Source organism: Cellulomonas dongxiuzhuiae, assembly GCF_018623035.1.
Lineage (GTDB): Bacteria > Actinomycetota > Actinomycetes > Actinomycetales > Cellulomonadaceae > Cellulomonas > Cellulomonas dongxiuzhuiae.
Window position 1 is genome coordinate 1,132,244 of the sequence record NZ_CP076023.1, and the last position, 17,915, is coordinate 1,150,158.

At 74.0% G+C, this 17,915-nt stretch carries 16 protein-coding genes and 1 tRNA gene; 5 read left to right on the plus strand and 12 right to left on the minus strand.

Annotation, left to right across the window (positions count from 1 at the left end):
- Positions 1 to 9 precede the first annotated feature (9 nt).
- Positions 10 to 1,626, minus strand: a complete 1,617-nt coding sequence (locus KKR89_RS05075) for an acyl-CoA carboxylase subunit beta (protein ID WP_208198148.1) — start codon at positions 1,624 to 1,626, stop codon at positions 10 to 12.
- 142 nt (positions 1,627 to 1,768) lie between these two features.
- Here KKR89_RS05075 and KKR89_RS05080 point away from each other — a divergent pair, with 142 nt between their 5' ends.
- Together KKR89_RS05080 and KKR89_RS05085 are read left to right on the plus strand one after the other, a co-directional pair.
- A complete protein-coding gene (locus KKR89_RS05080; protein WP_208198149.1) occupies positions 1,769 to 2,638 on the plus strand; it encodes a biotin--[acetyl-CoA-carboxylase] ligase in 870 nt (289 codons plus the stop codon).
- Between the two features lie 15 nt (positions 2,639 to 2,653).
- A complete protein-coding gene (locus tag KKR89_RS05085; RefSeq protein ID WP_208198150.1) occupies positions 2,654 to 3,769 on the plus strand; it encodes an adenylate/guanylate cyclase domain-containing protein in 1,116 nt (371 codons plus the stop codon).
- A 64-nt stretch (positions 3,770 to 3,833) separates the two neighbouring features.
- On the opposite strand, the gene KKR89_RS05090 is transcribed toward KKR89_RS05085, so the two are convergent.
- Positions 3,834 to 4,589 carry an SOS response-associated peptidase gene (locus KKR89_RS05090; protein ID WP_208198151.1) on the minus strand — a complete coding sequence of 252 codons (756 nt, stop codon included), beginning with the start codon at positions 4,587 to 4,589 and terminating at the stop codon, positions 3,834 to 3,836.
- 168 nt (positions 4,590 to 4,757) lie between these two features.
- On the opposite strand from KKR89_RS05090, the gene KKR89_RS05095 reads away from it, so the two are divergent.
- Positions 4,758 to 6,107 (plus strand): multidrug effflux MFS transporter, encoded by a 1,350-nt coding sequence (locus KKR89_RS05095; RefSeq protein ID WP_208198152.1) that lies wholly within the window; start codon positions 4,758 to 4,760, stop codon positions 6,105 to 6,107.
- Positions 6,108 to 6,122: 15 nt separating this feature from the next.
- Here the strand turns inward: KKR89_RS05095 and KKR89_RS05100 are convergent, their stop codons facing one another.
- From KKR89_RS05100 to KKR89_RS05145, 10 genes are all read right to left on the minus strand, one after another.
- Complete coding sequence (locus KKR89_RS05100) at positions 6,123 to 7,331, minus strand: pyridoxal phosphate-dependent aminotransferase (protein WP_208198153.1); 1,209 nt, start codon at positions 7,329 to 7,331, stop codon at positions 6,123 to 6,125.
- A 49-nt stretch (positions 7,332 to 7,380) separates the two neighbouring features.
- On the minus strand, positions 7,381 to 7,506 hold the full coding sequence (locus KKR89_RS05105; RefSeq protein ID WP_208198154.1) for a molybdopterin oxidoreductase: 126 nt from the start codon (positions 7,504 to 7,506) through the stop codon (positions 7,381 to 7,383).
- Between the two features lie 103 nt (positions 7,507 to 7,609).
- Positions 7,610 to 8,173, minus strand: coding sequence for a hypothetical protein (locus tag KKR89_RS05110; protein ID WP_208198155.1), 564 nt, complete (start codon positions 8,171 to 8,173; stop codon positions 7,610 to 7,612).
- Positions 8,174 to 8,379: 206 nt separating this feature from the next.
- Positions 8,380 to 11,142, minus strand: a complete 2,763-nt coding sequence (gene adhE, locus KKR89_RS05115; protein ID WP_307802246.1) for a bifunctional acetaldehyde-CoA/alcohol dehydrogenase — start codon at positions 11,140 to 11,142, stop codon at positions 8,380 to 8,382.
- A gap of 240 nt (positions 11,143 to 11,382) precedes the next feature.
- Positions 11,383 to 11,901 carry a hypothetical protein gene (locus KKR89_RS05120; RefSeq protein WP_208198156.1) on the minus strand — a complete coding sequence of 173 codons (519 nt, stop codon included), beginning with the start codon at positions 11,899 to 11,901 and terminating at the stop codon, positions 11,383 to 11,385.
- 158 nt (positions 11,902 to 12,059) lie between these two features.
- Positions 12,060 to 12,683, minus strand: a complete 624-nt coding sequence (locus tag KKR89_RS05125) for a hypothetical protein (RefSeq protein WP_208198157.1) — start codon at positions 12,681 to 12,683, stop codon at positions 12,060 to 12,062.
- On the minus strand, positions 12,680 to 13,024 hold the full coding sequence (locus KKR89_RS05130; protein ID WP_208198158.1) for a hypothetical protein: 345 nt from the start codon (positions 13,022 to 13,024) through the stop codon (positions 12,680 to 12,682). Before KKR89_RS05130 ends, KKR89_RS05125 begins: the two co-directional genes overlap by 4 nt.
- Before the next feature lie 51 nt (positions 13,025 to 13,075).
- Positions 13,076 to 13,151: transfer RNA gene (locus tag KKR89_RS05135), tRNA-Arg, on the minus strand.
- A gap of 63 nt (positions 13,152 to 13,214) precedes the next feature.
- Complete coding sequence (locus KKR89_RS05140; protein ID WP_208198159.1) at positions 13,215 to 13,868, minus strand: FadR/GntR family transcriptional regulator; 654 nt, start codon at positions 13,866 to 13,868, stop codon at positions 13,215 to 13,217.
- A 150-nt stretch (positions 13,869 to 14,018) separates the two neighbouring features.
- A complete protein-coding gene (locus tag KKR89_RS05145) occupies positions 14,019 to 14,636 on the minus strand; it encodes a 4'-phosphopantetheinyl transferase family protein (RefSeq protein WP_208198160.1) in 618 nt (205 codons plus the stop codon).
- Positions 14,637 to 14,707: 71 nt separating this feature from the next.
- Between KKR89_RS05145 and argS the strand changes: the two genes are divergently transcribed.
- Both argS and lysA read left to right on the plus strand, forming a co-directional pair.
- Positions 14,708 to 16,390, plus strand: a complete 1,683-nt coding sequence (gene argS / locus KKR89_RS05150) for an arginine--tRNA ligase (RefSeq protein WP_208198161.1) — start codon at positions 14,708 to 14,710, stop codon at positions 16,388 to 16,390.
- Positions 16,387 to 17,766, plus strand: a complete 1,380-nt coding sequence (gene lysA, locus KKR89_RS05155) for a diaminopimelate decarboxylase (protein ID WP_208198162.1) — start codon at positions 16,387 to 16,389, stop codon at positions 17,764 to 17,766. The genes argS and lysA overlap by 4 nt, the downstream gene beginning before the upstream one ends.
- The last annotated feature ends 149 nt before the right edge of the window (positions 17,767 to 17,915 follow it).

A 17,915-nucleotide genomic window follows, 5' to 3' on the forward strand; every position in this document is an offset into this window, starting at 1 on the left:
ACTGACTCCTCACAGCGGGATGTTCCCGTGCTTCCTGGGTGGCAGGCTCGCACGCTTGCTGCGCAGCAGGCGCAGCGCGCGGACGATCTGCGCGCGGGTCTCGGACGGCTCGATGACGTCGTCGACGTAGCCGCGCTCGGCCGCGTCCCACGGGTTGACGATCGCGTCCTCGTACTCGGCCGTGCGGCGGCGGCGCTCGGCCTCGACGTCGCCACCCGCCTCGGCGACCGTCCGCAGCGCGCCGCGCTGCAGGATGTTCACGGCGCCACCGGCGCCCATCACGGCGATCTGCGCGGTCGGCCAGGCGAGGTTCACGTCGGCGCCGAGCTGCTTGGAGCCCATGACGATGTACGCGCCTCCGTAGGCCTTGCGCGTGATGACGGTGACGAGGGGGACCGTGGCCTCCGCGTACGCGTAGATGAGCTTGGCTCCGCGCCGGATGATGCCGTTCCACTCCTGGTCCGTGCCCGGCAGGAAGCCGGGCACGTCGACGAACGTCAGCACGGGGATGCCGAACGCGTCGCACGTGCGCACGAACCGCGCGGCCTTCTCCGCGGCGTTGATGTCCAGCGTCCCCGCCATCTGCATCGGCTGGTTGGCCACGATGCCGACCGGGTGCCCCTCGACGTGCCCGAAGCCGATCACGACGTTCTGGGCGTACAGCGACTGCACCTCGAGGAAGCTGCCGTCGTCCAGGACGGTCTCGAGCACCGTGTGCATGTCGTAGGGCTGGTTGTCGGAGTCGGGGACGAGCGTGTCGAGCACACGGTCGTCGTCCGTCACCTCGAGGTCCGCGTCGTGCCCGTAGGAGGGCGGTTCGGCCAGGTTGTTGGTCGGCAGGTACGCGAGCAGCGTGCGGACCCAGTCGATCGCGTCGTCCTCGTCGGACGCCATGTAGTGCGCGACGCCCGAGCGCGTCGAGTGCGTCGTCGCGCCGCCGAGCTCCTCGAAGCCCACGTCCTCGCCCGTCACCGCCCGGATCACGTCCGGGCCCGTGATGAACATGTTGGACGTGCCGTCGGCCATGACGATGAAGTCCGTCAGGGCGGGGGAGTACACCGCGCCGCCCGCCGACGGGCCGAGGATCAGGCTGATCTGCGGGATCACGCCCGAGGCCGCGACGTTGCGCCGGAAGATCTCCGCGAACTGCGTGAGGCCCGCCACCCCCTCCTGGATGCGCGCGCCGCCGCCGTCGCTGATGCCGACCAGCGGCACCCCGGTGCGCAGCGCGAGGTCCATCACCTTGGTGATCTTCTGCCCGTGCACCTCGCCCAGCGACCCGCCGAAGACCGTGAAGTCCTGCGAGTACACGCACACCGGACGGCCGTCGACCGTGCCGTGCCCGACGACCACGCCGTCGCCCGCGATGCGCTTCTTCTCAAGGCCGAAGTTGGTCGAGCGGTGCCGCACGAACGCGTCGAGCTCGACGAACGAGCCCGCGTCGAGCAGTGCCTCGATGCGCTCGCGGGCCGTCTTCTTGCCGCGCGCGTGCTGCTTGACGACGGCGTTCTCCTCGGCGGCGCCGACGGCCGCGGCACGCCGCACCCGCAGGTCCTCGAGGAGCCCCGCGGTCGTCCGGGAGGGTGCGGTCGGGACGCTGAGCGCGCCGGGGTCGTCCTGGGTCACCCGACGAAGGCTAGTTGTGCGCGTCGACCCGCAGCGTGCACCCCGCCGACCGTGTTGGCCGGGAGCGCCTGTGGAGACCCCACAAGAAGGGCCGCGAGCGTTGGTGCGGCGCCGCCGACCGGTGCTGCGCGATGATGGCCGGATGACCGTGCGCCCGCCCCTCGAGGTCGACACGCTGCGCGAGCTGCTGCTCGCCCCCGCGGGACCCCTCGCACGCCTCGACGTGGTCGAGGAGACCGCGTCGACCAACGACGCCGTCGTCGCCGGCCTGCGTGCCGCGCCCGACACGTGGCCCCATGCGAGCCTCCTGGTCGCCGAGCACCAGAGCGCGGGGCACGGGCGCGCCGGACGCACCTGGACGACACCGCCCCGTTCGTCGCTGACGTGCACCTTCGTCGCTCGTCCGCGGTCGGGGCCGGCGACGTACGCGTGGCTCCCGCTGCTGGCGGGGCTGGGTGCGGTGCGTGCGCTGCGCGCCACCGCGGGCGTCCCGGCGGTCCTCAAGTGGCCCAACGACGTGCTCGTCGACCTCGGCGACGAGGCCGAGCACCTCGACGGGTGGGGGACCGCGCGCAAGGTCGCGGGCGTCCTCGCCCAGGTGGTCCCGGACGTGCCGGCCGTCGCGGTCGGCATCGGCGTCAACGTCGACCAGCGGCCCGACGAGCTGCCCGTGCCCTGGGCGACGTCGCTCGCGATCGCCGGCGCCCGGGCGGCGGACCGGGCGAACGTCCTCGTCGCCCTCGTCCGGGCGCTCGACGAGGTCGCGCAGCGCTGGACCGAGCACCAGGGCGACGCCGTCGCGGCGGGCCTGCTCGACGAGGTGGCGTCGGTGTGCGCGACCGTCGGGCAGCGCGTGAGCGTCGAGCTGCCCGACGGCACCGCGCTCGTCGGTACGGCGACGGAGCTGGGCGACGACGGCGCGCTCGTCGTGCGCGCCGACGACGGTGCGACGCGCCGCGTGCTGGCCGGCGACGTCACGCACGTGCGGGTGACCGGCGACACAGCCCCGTGAACTAGGCTGCGTGCCGTGCCGGAAGTGCGGGGACAGGACAGCGGGACGGCGGGTGCCGACCCCTTCCCGACGCCCCCCGCGGCGCCCGCCAGCGGCACCACGGACGCGCTCGACGAGCTCCTGCTCGGCGGTCCCCGGACGCTCAGCGCACGGGACCTGGCGCACCGCACCGGGCTGGACCTCGACACCGTGCGCGACTTCTGGCGGACCCTCGGGCTGCCGAGCCTCGGCGACGACGAGGTCATGTTCACCGAGCGTGACGCGCGCGCCCTCGCGATGGCCCAGGAGCTCGTCGTCGTGCACGGCCTGGCGCTGAGCACCGTCGTGACCGTGATCCGCGCGCTCGGGCACACGTCGGACCGGCTCGCGCTGTGGCAGGTCGAGGCCCTCGTCGAGGACATGGCGACGCGGTACGAGCTCGACGACACCTCCGCGCGCCTGCTGGTCCTCGACCGTCTGCGCGACCTCGCCCCCCTGCTCGAGCAGCAGCTCCTGCACTCCTACCGGCGCCAGCTCGCGGCCGTCGCCGACCGCTACGCCGCCGAGTTCGGCCACCTGCGCGACGTCGCCGTGGACGGCACGATGCTGCCGCTCGCGCGTGCGGTCGGGTTCGCCGACATGGTGTCGTTCACGCGCCGCACGGCCGGGCTGGGGTCGACGGACCTGTCGCTGTTCGTCCAGCGGTTCGAGACGGCGGCGCGCGACGTGGTCGTCAACGCCGGTGGACGCGTCGTCAAGACGATCGGCGACGCGGTGCTGTTCATCGCGGACTCCCCGGGCGCGGGCGCGGCCATCGCGATCGGGCTCGCCGACGCGTTCGGGGCGTCGCTCGACGTCGAGGCGGCGCGCGGCGCCGGCGGGCTCGCCGAGGGTGCGCGCGGCGTGACACCCGTGCGGGTCGGACTCGTCTGGGGCCGCGTGCTGTCCCGGTTCGGTGACGTCTTCGGCCCCAGCGTGAACCTGGCCGCGCGGCTCACCGACGTCGCGGAGCCGAGCACCGTGCTCGTCGACGCGGGCACGGCCCAGGTGCTGTCCGGCGACCCCCGCTTCGCGCTGACCCCGCAGCCGGCGCGCGACCTGGCCGGTGTCGGCGAGGTCCTCCCGTACCGCCTGGAGTCGGCCGCCCGCTGACGGTCGCCGCGCTCGGGGGCGGGCACCGGGTCGCCAGACGTCCCCGACCCCACCCGCGACGGGGTCACGTCGTGAGGTCGGGGCCCGTGGGGGTGATGAGGGACGGGCCGTTGTTGGCCACCGCGTTGACGCCGGTCGACACCGGCGTCGCGCGCAGGGGCGGGGGAGGCACGTCGAGGAGCTCGCGGGCACCGTCGGCCCCGACGGCCGGGTCCAGCCACGCGGACCACGCGTCGGGCGGGAGGACGAGCGGCTGCCGGTCGTGGATCGCCGCCATCGCCTCGGTGGCCGCGCGCGTCACGATCGTCACCGAGACGAGCCAGCGGTCGGGGTCGTCGTCGGCCCTGGTCGGGTCGCGCCAGAACTCGTACAGGCCGGCGAGAGCGGCGACCGAGCCGTCCTGCGGGTGGATCCAGAACGGCTGCTTGGGCGCCTTGCGGGCGCGCGGCGAGCCGGCGGGCGGCTCGGGGGCGGCCTGCCACTCGTAGTAGCCGTCCGCCGGGAGCAGCGCGCGGCGTGCCGCCAGGGGCTTGGCGAACGCCGGCTTGTCGGCGAGCGTCTCGACGCGGGCGTTGATCATGCGGCTGCCGATCGACGGGTCCTTGGCCCACGACGGCACCAGGCCCCACCGGGCGACGCGCAGCTGGCGCGTGATCTCGCCCGTGGCGCGGTCCGCGCGCTCGACGACCATCCGGACGCCGTCCGTCGGCGCGACGTTCCACGACGGCGGCAGCAGGCGCACGTCGTCCGCGACGGTCGCCACGGCGAACTCGTCGGCGATCGCCTGGTCCTCCCGGAAGGAGGCGTACCTGCCGCACATGCCGGTCAGCCTGCCACCGGGCACCGACACGCGCACCATCGCCGCAGGCCGGGCCCGCGCCGACCCGGACGCGGACCGGCCCAGGTCGCGCCCCGACCCGGACCTGCCGACGACCCGCCGATCGAATCGATTCGTGCACGAGCGCCCGCGGTGCGACCATAGAGAGCGATGCACTCGTCCCGCCCTCGCGCCACTGTCCCCGGTTCCCTGCCGCCGGCCACCGCCGCCGGCCCCTCGTCCGCTGCCTCGGGCTCGCCCGGCTCGTCGGTCACCGGCCCCCCGTCGACCGGCGCCGCACCCCCGGACGACGCGCCGGCCCACCGCCCCGACGCGCGCTACGTGCTCCTGCTGGGCACCATGTGCGCGCTCCCCGCGGTGTCCACCGACATCTACCTGCCGTCGCTGCCCGACGTCGCGCGCGACCTCGGCACCTCCGCCGCCGCCGCGCAGCTGACGATGACCGGCATGCTGATCGGCGGGGCCGTCGGGCAGCTCGTCATCGGGCCGCTGTCCGACCGGTTCGGGCGCCGCGCCCCGGTGCTCGTCGGCGTCGCGATGCACGTCGTGGTGTCGCTGCTGTGCGCGATCGCCCCCGCGATCGTGCCGCTGGTCGCGCTGCGCGTGGCGCAGGGCTTCTTCAACGCGTCGGCCACGGTCGTCGCGATGGCGCTGATCCGCGACCGTTTCACGGGGTCCGACGCGTCGCGGATGATGTCACGGCTCATGCTCGTCATCGGCGTCGCACCGCTGTTCGCGCCCTCGCTCGGCGGGCTCATCGCGGGGCAGTGGGGCTGGCGCGCGGTGTTCGTGTTCCTCGCGCTCTTCGGCGTGGCGCTGTGGGTCGTCGTCCTGCTGCGCATGCCCGAGACGCTGCCGCCCGAGCGGCGCCGGCCGGGAGGCGTGCGCACCGCGCTGTCCGGGTACGGGCGGCTGCTGCGGGACCGGCACTTCGTCGCGCTCGCGGTGCTGCCGGGACTGACCATGGCCGTGCTCATGACCTACGTCGTGGCCTCGCCGTTCGTGCTGCAGGTCGGGTACGGGCTGACGGGCCACCAGTTCGCGCTGCTGTTCGCCGTCAACGGGGCGGGTCTCGTCCTCGGTGCGCAGATCAACGCGGCGATCGTGCGTCGTGTCGCGCCCATCCGGATCCTGCGGGTGGCCATCGTCCTGACGGTCGTGCTCACCGGGGTCCTGCTGGTGCTGGCGCTGACCGGCGCGGGCGGGCTGTGGGCCCTGCTCGTGGTGCTGTGGCTGGTGCTCGCCCTCGTCAACTTCGCGCCGCCCAACGCGTCCGCCATCGCCCTGGGACGTCACGGAGCGATGGCCGGCACCGCGGCGGCGGTCATCGGTGCGCTGCAGGCCGGGACCGGTGGCGTCGTGGCGAACCTCTCCGGCGTCCTGGGTGGCGGCGCGGTCGCGATGGCCGCGGTGATGCTCGGCGCGGCCGTGACGGGCCTGGCGGTGCTGGCGCTGGCCACGCCGGCGTTCCGGCGCGGCGGTGCGTGGCAGCTCGCCTGAGCGGCGCCGGGCGCGTCAGCCGAACGCGGAACGCAGGCGCGTGACGGCGTCCTCCAGCACGTCCTGACGCTTGACGAACGTGAACCGCACCCAGGTGCGCAGCGCGTCGTGCGTGGGCGAACCGGCGCGGGTGAACGCGCCGACCGGGACGCCGACGACCCCGGCGCGAGCCGGCAGGTCGCGGCAGAACGTCGCGCCGTCGACGGCCCCCAGCGCAGCGGCGTCGGCGAGGACGAAGTACGTCCCGTCCGGCCGGACGACGTCGAAGCCGGCGTCCCGCAGGCCCTCGGACAGCAGGTCGCGCCGCTCGGCGAGGGACGCGACGAGCCCGTCGACCCAGGCCAGCGCCGCCGGGTCCGTCAGCGCCTGCGCGACCGCCGGCTGGAACGGTGCGCCCGAGACGTACGTGAGGAACTGCTTGATCGTCCGGACGGCGGCGACCAGCTCCGCAGGCCCGGTGACCCAGCCGATCTTCCAGCCCGTGAAGGAGAACGTCTTGCCGCTCGACGAGACGGTCAGCGTCCGGGCCGCCATGCCGGGGAGCGTCGCGACGGGCACGTGCTCGACGCCGAAGACCAGGTGCTCGTAGACCTCGTCGGTCACCACGAGCAGGTCGTGCGCGCGGGCCACGAGCGCGACCGCCTCGAGCTCCGAGCGGCGCAGCACGGCGCCCGTCGGGTTGTGCGGGGAGTTGAGGAGCAGCAGGCGCGTGCGCGGGGTCACCGCGCGCTCGAGCGCCACGACGTCCAGGCGGAAGCCGTCGGGCGTCGGCCGCAGGGGCGCGGTCGTGTGCGTGGCACCCGCCATCGCGATCACGGCCGCGTACGAGTCGTAGTACGGCTCGAGCGTGAGCACCTCGTCACCGGGGCCGGTGAGCGCGAGGACGGCGGAGGCCAGCGCCTCGGTCGCGCCCGTGGTGACCAGCACCTCGGTGTCGGGGTCGACCTCGAGGCCGTAGCGGGTGCGTTGGTGGGTGGCGATCGCCTGGCGCAGCGGCGCGGTGCCCGGCCCCGGCGGGTACTGGTTGACGCCGGCGAGGATCGCGTCGGACGCCGCACGCGCGACCGGCTCCGGCCCGTCGACGTCGGGGAACCCCTGCCCGAGGTTGAGGGCGCCCGTGCGGGTCGCGAGCGCGGACATCTCGGCGAAGATCGTCGCGCGCGCGGAGCCGTCCGCGTCCAGCAGCCCCGCCGCTGCTGCCACCTGCTGCCACCTGCTCGTCACGCGGTGAGCATAGGGTCCGGCGGCGCGGCCGGGTCCCGGGGTGGTGCGCTCAGAGCAGGCCGGCGGCGGCGAGCAGGCCGCTGACCACGAGGAGAGCGAGCGACGCCCATGCGGCGACGACCCACCACTCCGTGCGGTGGCGGCGCACCTCGCGGCTCTGCGTGCGAACGGTCATGCCATCAAGATCGGCAGGTGGAGGCTCTCGGACAACGTCCGCGCGGGCAAGTCGCGGATTTCACCCACGACCCACCCACCCGTCGGACGGCAGCCGCTCGACCTCACTGCGTCGCGGCCTTGAGGTCCTCGCCCAGGGCCGCGAGCTGGCCGCCCAGGTCCTGCAGCGCACCGCCCGCCTCGGCACCCGCGCCCGCGGTGACGGCGTCGAGCTCCGCGCGGGCTGCGTCGACCTTGGCCTGCGCGTCGGCCAGCGCCTGGGCCGACGCCTCGGCCCCGTCGGCCTGCGCCTCCTCGACGGCCTGCTCCGCCTGGTCCACGGCCGCCTGCGCCGAGGTCACCGCGGCGTCGGCCTGACCGCGCGCGTCGTCGCCGAGCCCGGCCACCTCGGCCCGGGCGGCGTCGACACCGGCACGTGCCTCGTCGGCGTGGGTCTGGGCGTCGGAGAGCGCCTGCTGGATCTTGTCGCCGGCCGCGGTGAGCTCGTCGGCGGCGCCCTGCGCGGCGTTCGACAGGCCGTCGGCGGCCTCCTGCACGTCACCGTCGGTGCACGCGGTCAGGCCCAGCGCGAGAGCACCCGCTGCGAGCGCGTGGACGACGCGGAACCCGCGGCGGGGCGTCACGGTGCGGGGCTGAGGACGACGGGTGGGGGAGCCGAGCGCGGCCACGGGGACCCTCCTTCGGTTCGGGAGCCCGGCCGGGGGGTGGCCGGGGGCGCCCAGTTTGCCCCGACATGGCCCACGGCGCGCGGTGGACGGCCGGGCGTGGCCCGGTGCACGGCGACGCCCCCGCCCGGCAGTGCCGGTCGGGGGCGTCGGAGCGGTGACGGGGGGCCGCGGCCACGAGGTGGCGCGGCGGACCGTCGGGGAGTCGGTCAGGCCCCCGCCCGCTCGCGGCGGTTCCGGACGTCCTCCAGCGACGTGCCGTAGTAGGCCGCGGTCATGAGGTCCTTCATGTCGTCGATCATCGGCATGCGCGGGTTCGCCGGGGCGCACTGGTCCTCGTAGGAGCCCATCGCGACCTCGTCGAGCCGGCTCATGAACTCCTGCTCGTCGACGCCCTGCGCCTGGAAGGACGAGGGGATGCCGACCTTGGCGCGCAGCGCCTCGACGGCCAGGGCGTACGACTCGACGCCCTCCTCGGGCGTCGACGCCGGCAGGCCGAGCATCGCGGCGATCTGCTGGAACCGCTCGGGCGCGACGTACGACTCGTACTTCGGCCAGCTCGTGAGCTTGGTCGGGACGGTCCCGTTGTAGCGGATCACGTGCGGCAGCAGCGTGGCGTTCGTCCGGCCGTGCACCAGGTGGTACGTCGACCCGATCGTGTGCGCCATCGCGTGCACGATGCCGAGGAACGCGTTGCCGAACGCCATGCCGGCGATGGTGCCCGCGTTGTGCATCTTCTCCCGCGCGTCCTGCGTGACCGGGTCGCTCGGGTCGCCGTTCACCGACTGCGCGAGGTTGTCGAAGATGAGCCGGATGGCCTGCAGGGCCATGCCGTCGGTGAAGTCGTTGGCGTACACGGCGACGAACGCCTCGGTCGCGTGCGTCAGGGCGTCGAACCCGGAGTCGGCCGCGAGCGAGCGCGGCATCTTGTGCGTGAGCACCGGGTCGATGATCGCGACGGTCGGCGTCAGCGCGTAGTCCGCGAGCGGGTACTTCTTGCCCGACTCGGGGTCGCTGATGACGGCGAACGGCGTGACCTCCGCGCCCGTGCCCGACGTGGTGGGGATGCAGACGAGCTTGGCGAGGTCGCCCAGCACGGGGAACTTGAACGCGCGCTTGCGCACGTCGAAGAACTTCTGCTTGAGGTCGGAGAACACGATCTCGGGGTGCTCGTAGAGCAGCCACATGACCTTCGCGGCGTCCATGGGCGAGCCGCCGCCCAGGGCGATGATCGTGTCGGGACGGAAGTGCCGCATGTTCGCGGCGCCCTTCTGGACCGTGCGCACGGACGGCTCGGGCTCGACCTCGTCGATGATCTGCACGGCGACGTTGTTCGAGCGCCGACGCAGGACGTCGAGGACCTTGTCGACGAAGCCGAGGTTGGTCATGGTGGTGTCGGTGACGATGGTGACGCGCTCGACGTCCGCCATGTCCGCGAGGTAGCGGATCGCGTTGGGCTCGAAGTACGTCTTGGCGGGGACCTTGAACCACTGCAAGTTGTTGTTCCTCCGGCCCACGCGCTTGACGTTGATCAGGTTGACCGCCGACACGTTGTTCGACACCGAGTTGTGGCCGTACGAGCCGCAGCCGAGCGTGAGCGACGGGATGAACGCGTTGTAGATGTCACCGATGCCGCCGAGCGACGACGGTGCGTTGCAGATGACCCGGATCGCCTTGACGCGCTTGCCGAACTCGATCGTGAGCGCCTCGTCCTGCGTGTGGATGGCAGCGGAGTGGCCCAGACCGTCGAACTCGACCATCTGCTCGGCCAGTGAGATGCCCTCCTCGGTGGACGACGCGCGCAGCACCGCCAGCACGGGGCACAGCTTCTCGCGGGTCAGCGGCTCGGCGGGGCCGACGCCGGTGACCTCGGCGAGGATGATCGACGTGTCGCGGGGCACCGTGAAGCCGGCCTGCTCCGCGATCCACTGGGGCGACTTGCCGACGACGGCGGGGTTGAGCTTCGCTCCGCCGCAGTTCTCGCCGCCGGACTCGACGCCGAAGATGAACTGCTCGAGCTTCGCCTTCTCCGCCGGGCTCACGCGGTAGGCGTGCAGCCGGGCGAACTCCGCCATCGCGGCGTCGTAGATCTCGTCGTCGAGGATCGCGGCCTGCTCGGAGGCGCAGATGACGCCGTTGTCGAAGGCCTTGCTCAGCACGATGTCGTTGATCGCCCGCGCGAGCTTGGCGGTCTTCTCGACGTACGCCGGGACGTTGCCGGCGCCGACCCCGAGAGCGGGCTTGCCGCACGAGTAGGCGGCCTTGACCATGGCGTTGCCGCCGGTCGCGAGGATCGTGGCGACGCCCGGGTGGTTCATGAGGGCGCCGGTCGCGGCGAGCGACGGGACCTCGACCCACTGGATGCAGTGCTCGGGGGCGCCCGCGGCGACGGCCGCGTCCCGCACGATCCGGGCGGCCGCGACCGACGACCGCTGCGCGTTCGGGTGGAACGCGAAGATGATCGGGTTGCGGGTCTTGAGCGAGATCAGCGACTTGAAGATCGCGGTCGAGGTGGGGTTGGTCACCGGCGTGATGCCGGCGATGACCCCGACGGGCTCGGCGATCTCGGTGATGCCGTTGAGCTCGTCGACGTTGATGACGCCGACCGTCTTGAGGTTCGCCATCGAGTTGGTGACGTGCTCGCACGCGAAGATGTTCTTGACGGCCTTGTCCTCGAAGACGCCACGCCCGGTCTCCTCGACCGCGAGCCTGGCCAGCTGGCCGTGCTGGTCGAGCGCGGCGACCGCGCCCTTCTTGACGAAGCGGTCGACGTCCTCCTGCGTCATCGACGCGAACTCGGCGAGCGCCTTGGTGGCGTTGGCGACGAGCTCGTCGATGGCCTGGGCGACCTCGTCGGGCTCGGTCACGCCGAGGGCGGTGCCGGCGGGCTGGGCACCGGCGGCCGAGGACACCTCGGTCGGCGCGTCGGCGGGGGCCTTCGCGCGGGTGCTCTTCTTGGTGGTCTCGGACACCATGGACTCCCCGGGTAGTGGGTGGGATGGCCGACGCTGGAGCCGTCTGCCGCTGGTACAGACGCTAGGTACAGGGGGTCCCAAAAAGATGGGATGAAAGTCCTCGGGGTGTGACGCACGCCGCTTCCCGCCGCTCCCGCGCGCCCGTGAGGGGACCTGAGTCCCACCCCCGGGCGACGTGTCGGGGCGGCCGGACGTCGCCGGCGCAGGCGGTGGCCCGCCGCGCGTCGAGGTCGCCTGCTACGCCCGCGCGGACACGAGCGTGGCGCCCCAGCCGAACGCCCGCTCGAGCTCCGCGTCCGTCGGCCCGGTGGTGGTCCCGGCGACCTCGAAGGACGTGGGCGGCGCGACGAGCTTCCCGGACAGCGCCTGCAGGCGCTCGGCGATCGCGTGCGCCGCGGAGCCGCTGTCCGGTGTGCCCCAGGCGGTGTCGAACGCGGCCACCGGGGTGTCGGCCACCAGGTCCGGCGCCGAGCTGAGCCAGCGGTCCAGCCCGGTGAGGCCGGAGACGGTCGGGGCGTGAGCGCGGGCCTGCGTGCGCGAGTCGTTGGTGCTCATGCCGCGCAGGTGCGTGGGCCCTCCCACGGCCAGCAGCAGCACGTCCGTCGCGCGCCACGGTGTGCGCTCCCCGGCACCCACGACGCGGCCGACCTCGACGACGTCGACCGGCAGGCCGCACGACGCGATGCCCGCAGCAACCGCCTCGGCGATCGCCTGGGTGCCGCCGAACATGGACTCGAACACCACCATCGCTGTCATGACCCCACGATCCTCGCCGGGCGGTCCCGGCGCCGGGGCCGTTGGTCCCTCGACCTGCGGGCGCCGGGCCACGGCCCCGGCGGTCGGGAGGGTCCGCAGCGCAGCGGGGCAGGCGCCGCGTCACCTCCCACGTCGAGGTGGTCGACGCGCCGCGGGGGTCACCCTGCCCGCCGGCTGCGCAGCCACGGGACCCAGACGCGCCACGCGATCAGGCCGAGCAGCACCGCCGTGACGGTCGCGCTGACGCCGGCGACGACGAGCCAGGTGCGCGCGTTCCCGCCGTCGACGTAGTCGTCGACGTCGGCCTGCGCCATGACGAGGGTGCGGTCCTGCGGGTCCTGCCGCACGGCGAGCGGCCCGGCGTACCGCGTGCCGTCGGGTGCTGCGGCCCAGGTGTCGACCGGGACGTCGCCGAACGGCACGTCGACGCCCCGCAGGTCGACGCTCCTGCCGTCGACCTGCGCCCGGACGTCGTCGGAGGCGAAGCAGAAGCGGCACGTCGGCGCCTCGTAGACCTCGACCTGTGTGGCCGTGGCGCGGGCGCCGCGCTCCTGCATGTCGCGGGCCAGGGCGGTGTCGAGGACCTCCGACCTGGCGGCGACCACGGACGGCACGGTGAACCCCAGCGCCAGGGTCAGCGCGGTGGCCCACCACCACGACCGGTTCCGTCGGGGGCCATGCTCCGGGGCACCCGTGCCAGGGTTCTGCTCGTCGCCTCGCAGTGACGTGCTGTCGTCGACGGGGGACGTGGGGTCCCCGTCCGCCGGGTGCGGAGTCGTCATACCCGGAGCGTGCCAGCGGCCCGCCCTCGGCGCGCGTCGGCTCGGACTCCGCGGGTGCTGCCCTGGACGACGTCGACGACCGGTACCCCCGGTACCGCCGAGGTGGCGACGCGGGCGGGCGTGACCGTGATCTCCTCGCCCACGTGCAGGGTGGCCGGGTCGAGCCGTTCGGACAGGTCCACGGGGGACGACAGCGTCACCGTCCCGGTGCGGTGGTCGTGGTCGTGGTCGTAGTCGTAGTCGTAGTCGTGGGCCGGGCGGTTGCCGCAGCCCCGACCGCCGCCCCAGCGTGCGGCCCATGCGGACGTGCGTCGCGGCGTCCGAGCACGGCAGCGTCGCACGCTTGGGTGCGCGAGAGCCCCACGGCCGGGAACGGCGGTGGGGCTCTCGTGTGGTGCGCCCGAAAGGATTCGAACCTTCGACCTTCTGCTCCGGAGGCAGACGCTCTATCCGCTGAGCTACGGGCGCGCGGCGATCCCCGAGACTACCAGCCCTCCCGGGGCCTCTCCGCCCGCTTTCCGGTGCTGCGGCTCACGCGTCGTCGAGCAGGCCCGACAGGTAGTCGCTCGTCTCGGACGCGGCGCGGTCGGGGTCGCCCGCGACGATGGCCTCGATGAGCGAGTCGTGCGAGTCGTGCGCGTGCGCGTCGGTGACGAAGTTGAAGCGGATGTTGTCCCCGATGGCCTCGATGAGGTTGTCGTACAGGGATCGCAGCACGGGGTTCGCCGAGGTGCGGACGATCGTCCGGTGCAGCTCGAGGTCCGTCGAGACCATCTCGTCGAGGTCGCCGCCCGCGTAGGCGCGGGCTCGGGCGTCACGCTTGGCGAGCAGGTCGGAGGCGTCGGTCGCGGTGCGACGGTGCGCCGCCAGCCGGGCCGCCTCCATCTCCAGCGCCCGGCGCACGGACACGACGTCGCGCTGCCGTGCGTCGGCGATCTGGCGGCTCATGGTGACGGCGAGCTCGGAGGACGACAGCACGTACGTGCCCGACCCCTGGCGCCGGACCAGCAGCCCCGCGTGGACGAGGGACTGGACGGCCTCGCGCACGGTGTTGCGCCCGACCCCGAGCAGCTCGACGAGCGACGGCTCGGGCGGGATGCGCGACCCGACGGGCCACTCCCCGGAGCTGATGCGGGACCGCAGCGACTCGACGGCGGTGTCGATCAGTCCGGTGCGTCGCACCATGGGCGGTGGCCTCCTCGTGGTCGGCGGCGCGGGACGCGGCCGAGACGGACGGCCGCGGTGCCACCGTCCCCGAGTCAACACGTCCGACGACCCGACGACCAGTCTGACGCCTGCAGCGCCCCCGGCGTGTCGCGCGGGAACGTCCGCAGGTCAGCGCGGCAGCGCGAGCGCGGTGACGAGCAGACCGCGCCCCGTGGCCCAACGGCCGTGCAGCACGTCGACCCCCAGCCCGGGGCGGTCCAGGTGCGCGGTGAAGGTGCCGTCACCGACCTCCACGCGCACGTCCTCGAAGCCGAGCCACGTGCCGACGACCGGGGACCACACCTTGTAGACGGACTCCTTGGCGGAGAAGACGAGCCGCTCGGGCCACGGCCCGGCGGCGTGGGCCGCCCGCTCGTCGTGCGACATCACGAGGTCAGCCACGCCCGCGGGCAGGGGTGCGAGCGGCTCGGCGTCGATCCCGACGCCCACCCACGCGTCGGCGCGCGCGACCGCGGCCGCGCGGTAGCCGTCGCAGTGCGTCAGGGCGCCGACGACGCCCGCGGGCCACACCGGTGACCGGTCCGGTGCGCTGGGCACCGCCGGCCGGCCGGCCCCGAGCAGCTCCAGCGCGTCGCGTGCGCACGCCCGCACGGCGGCGTACTCGGCGCGTCGCGCAGGCACGGCCCGTACGACCGCGGCGGCCTCGTCACCGAGCAGCGGGGCCGCGGCGGACGCCCCGAACGCCTCGACCCCGACGACGCCGGGCGGCAGGAGGTCGGCGAGCACGCCCCCAGTGTGTCGGCTCGACGGGCGGATCCTGTCGCAGGCGGCCCGCGCCGGTCGCCTACCCTGGGACCGTGACTCCCGACCAGCTCGCCGACGCACTGCGCGGCGCTCTCGTGCACGCCGTCGACGACGGCACGTTCGCCCTCGACCCGGCCGCGATCCCGGCCCGTGTGCACATCGAGCGACCCCGTCAGCGCGAGCACGGCGACTGGTCCACGAACGTCGCGCTGCAGCTCGCCAAGAAGGCCGGCGTGAACCCGCGGGCGTTCGCCGAGGAGCTCGCCCGCCGCCTGGGCGACGTGCCGGGCATCGCCGCGGTCGAGATCGCCGGGCCGGGGTTCCTCAACATCCGCCTCGACGCGGCGGCGGCCGGCGAGCTCGCGCGCGGCATCGTCGAGCAGGGCGGGGCGTACGGCACGAACGACACCTTCGCGGGGCTCAAGGTCAACCTCGAGTTCGTCTCCGCCAACCCGACGGGCCCGCTGCACATCGGCGGCGCGCGCTGGGCCGCGGTCGGGGACGCGCTCGCCCGCGTGCTGTCCGCGTCGGGCGCGGACGTGACGCGCGAGTACTACTTCAACGACCACGGCGCGCAGATCGACCGGTTCGCGCGGTCGCTGGTCGCGCGGGCACGCGGCGAGGAGGCACCGGAGGACGGGTACGGCGGGCAGTACATCGCCGAGATCGCCGACCGGGTCATCGCCGACGCGCTGGCCGCCGGTGAGCCCGACCCGCGCACGCTGCCCGACGACGAGGCGCGCGAGGTGTTCCGTGCGCGCGGCGTCGAGCTGATGTTCGGCGAGATCAAGCAGTCGCTGCACGACTTCGGCGTCGACTTCGACGTCTACTTCCACGAGGACTCGCTGCACGAGTCGGGTGCCGTCGACCGGGCCGTCGCGCGCCTGCGCGAGAGCGGCCACATGTTCGAGGCAGACGGCGCGCTGTGGCTGCGCACCACCGAGTTCGGCGACGACAAGGACCGTGTCGTCATCAAGTCGGACGGCGAGGCCGCCTACATCGCGGGCGACATCGCGTACTACCTCGACAAGCGCGAGCGCGGGTTCGACCGCGTCGTCATCATGCTGGGCTCGGACCACCACGGGTACGTCGGCCGCATGATGGCCGTGTGCGCGGCGTTCGGCGACACCCCGCACGTGAACCTCGAGCTGCTCATCGGGCAGCTCGTCAACCTCATGAGGAACGGCGAGCCGGTCCGGATGTCGAAGCGCGCCGGCACGGTCATCACGATGGACGACCTCGTCGAGGCCGTCGGCGTGGACGCCGCGCGCTACGCGCTGTCGCGCTCGTCGTCGGACCAGCAGATCGACCTCGACCTCGACCTGCTGACGAAGGCCACCAACGAGAACCCGGTGTTCTACGTGCAGTACGCGCACGCCCGCACGGCGGCCGTCGCACGCAACGCCGCCGAGGCCGGCGTGCGCCGCGAGGACGGGTTCGACGCCTCGCTGCTCGACCACGAGTCCGAGGCCAAGCTGCTCGGGCTGCTCGCGGACTTCCCCCGCGTCGTCGCGCAGGCGGCGGACCTGCGCGAGCCGCACCGCGTGGCCCGCTACGCCGAGGCCGTCGCCGGCGCGTACCACAAGTGGTACGACCAGAAGCTGCGCGTCGTGCCGTTCGGGGACGAGGCCGTCACCGACGCGCACCGCACCCGGCTGTGGCTCAACGACGCGACACGCCAGGTGCTCGCGAACGCGCTCGGCATGCTGGGGGTCGGCGCCCCGGAGCGGATGTGAGCGAGCCGCTCGGCCTGCCCTGGTCGACGGGCGTCGTGCGGGGTGCAGACGGTGCCGTGCGCGTCGCGGGCGTCGACGTGCGCGACCTCGCGGCCACGCACGCCACGCCCGCCTACGTGCTCGACGAGGCGGACCTGCGCGCCCGCGCCCGCGGCTACCGCGAGGCGTTCGAGGCCGCGTGCGCCGAGCACGGCACGAAGGTCGACGTGTACTACGCGGGCAAGGCGCTGCTGACGCGCGCCGTCGCGCGCTGGGTGCACGACGAGGGCCTGCGCGTCGACACCGCGAGCGGCGGGGAGCTGGCCGTCGCGCTGGCGGCCGGCGTCCCGGGCGCGCACGTCGGCCTGCACGGCAACAACAAGTCGGACGACGAGCTGCGTGCCGCCCTCGACGCGGGGGTCGGGCGCATCATCGTCGACTCGCTGGTCGAGGTGGACCGCCTGGCCGCGCTCGTGCGCGCGCACCGCGGTCCGGGCGGTGCGCCGGCGCCGGTCATGGTCCGCGTGACGACCGGCGTGCACGCCGGGGGGCACGAGTTCATCTCGACGGCGCACGAGGACCAGAAGTTCGGGCTCTCGCTCGCGCCCGGCCCCGACGGCGGCGACAGCCCGGCGCTCACCGGGCTGCTCCGGGTCCTGGACCACCCCGAGCTGCACCTGCTCGGGATCCACTCGCACATCGGCTCGCAGATCCTCGACGCCTCGGGGTTCGCGGTGGCCGCGCAGCGCGTGCTCGCCCTGCGGGCGGAGCTGCGCGACCGCACGGGCGTCCTGGTCGACGAGGTCGACCTGGGCGGCGGCTACGGCATCGCCTACCTGCCCGGCGAGGTCCCGGTCGACCCTGACCGCATCGCGAAGGAGGTCGTGCAGGCCGTCGCCGACGCCGCGCGCGAGCTCGGCACGCCGATGCCGCGGCTGTCGATCGAGCCGGGTCGCGCGATCGTCGGGCCCGCGGGCCTGACCCTGTACACGGTCGGCACGGTCAAGCCCGTGCGTCTCGACGACGGCCGCGTGCGCACCTACGTGTCGGTCGACGGCGGCATGAGCGACAACATCCGCCCCGCGCTGTACGGCGCGCAGTACCACGCGGAGGTCGTGTCCCGGGTGTCGGACGCCGCGCCCGTGCTCGCGCGCGTCGTCGGCAAGCACTGCGAGAGCGGCGACATCGTCGTCCACGAGGTGCAGCTGCCCGGCGACGTGCGGGCCGGTGACCTGCTCGCCGTGGCCGCGACGGGTGCCTACGGGCGCTCGATGGCGTCGAACTACAACCTGCTGACGCGGCCACCCGTCGTCGCCGTGACGGCGGGCGAGTCGCGCGTGCTCGTGCGCCGCGAGACGGTCGCCGACCTGCTGGCGCTGGACGTCGCCGCGTCCTGAGCCGGGCGTTCTGCACCGGTTTCTGCAGGTGACGCCCCCGTGGTCAGTAGGACGTGTGTCCTACTCCACTCCGTCCGCGTGTTGGTAGGTGAGCCTAACCTCGGTTAGGTTCGCCTGGCGGCGCCCTCGCGCCGCGTCCCCCGGACGAA

Excerpts from the sequence above, each read along its gene's own strand:
- KKR89_RS05120 (WP_208198156.1), bottom strand. The coding sequence starts at position 11,901 with ATGACAGCGATGGTGGTGTTCGAGTCCATGTTCGGCGGCACCCAGGCG.
- KKR89_RS05125 (WP_208198157.1), bottom strand. The coding sequence starts at position 12,683 with ATGACGACTCCGCACCCGGCGGACGGGGACCCCACGTCCCCCGTCGAC.
- KKR89_RS05140 (WP_208198159.1), bottom strand. The coding sequence starts at position 13,868 with ATGGTGCGACGCACCGGACTGATCGACACCGCCGTCGAGTCGCTGCGG.
- KKR89_RS05080 (WP_208198149.1), top strand. The coding sequence starts at position 1,769 with ATGACCGTGCGCCCGCCCCTCGAGGTCGACACGCTGCGCGAGCTGCTG.
- KKR89_RS05095 (WP_208198152.1), top strand. The coding sequence starts at position 4,758 with ATGCACTCGTCCCGCCCTCGCGCCACTGTCCCCGGTTCCCTGCCGCCG.
- KKR89_RS05105 (WP_208198154.1), bottom strand. The coding sequence starts at position 7,506 with ATGACCGTTCGCACGCAGAGCCGCGAGGTGCGCCGCCACCGCACGGAG.
- KKR89_RS05090 (WP_208198151.1), bottom strand. The coding sequence starts at position 4,589 with ATGTGCGGCAGGTACGCCTCCTTCCGGGAGGACCAGGCGATCGCCGAC.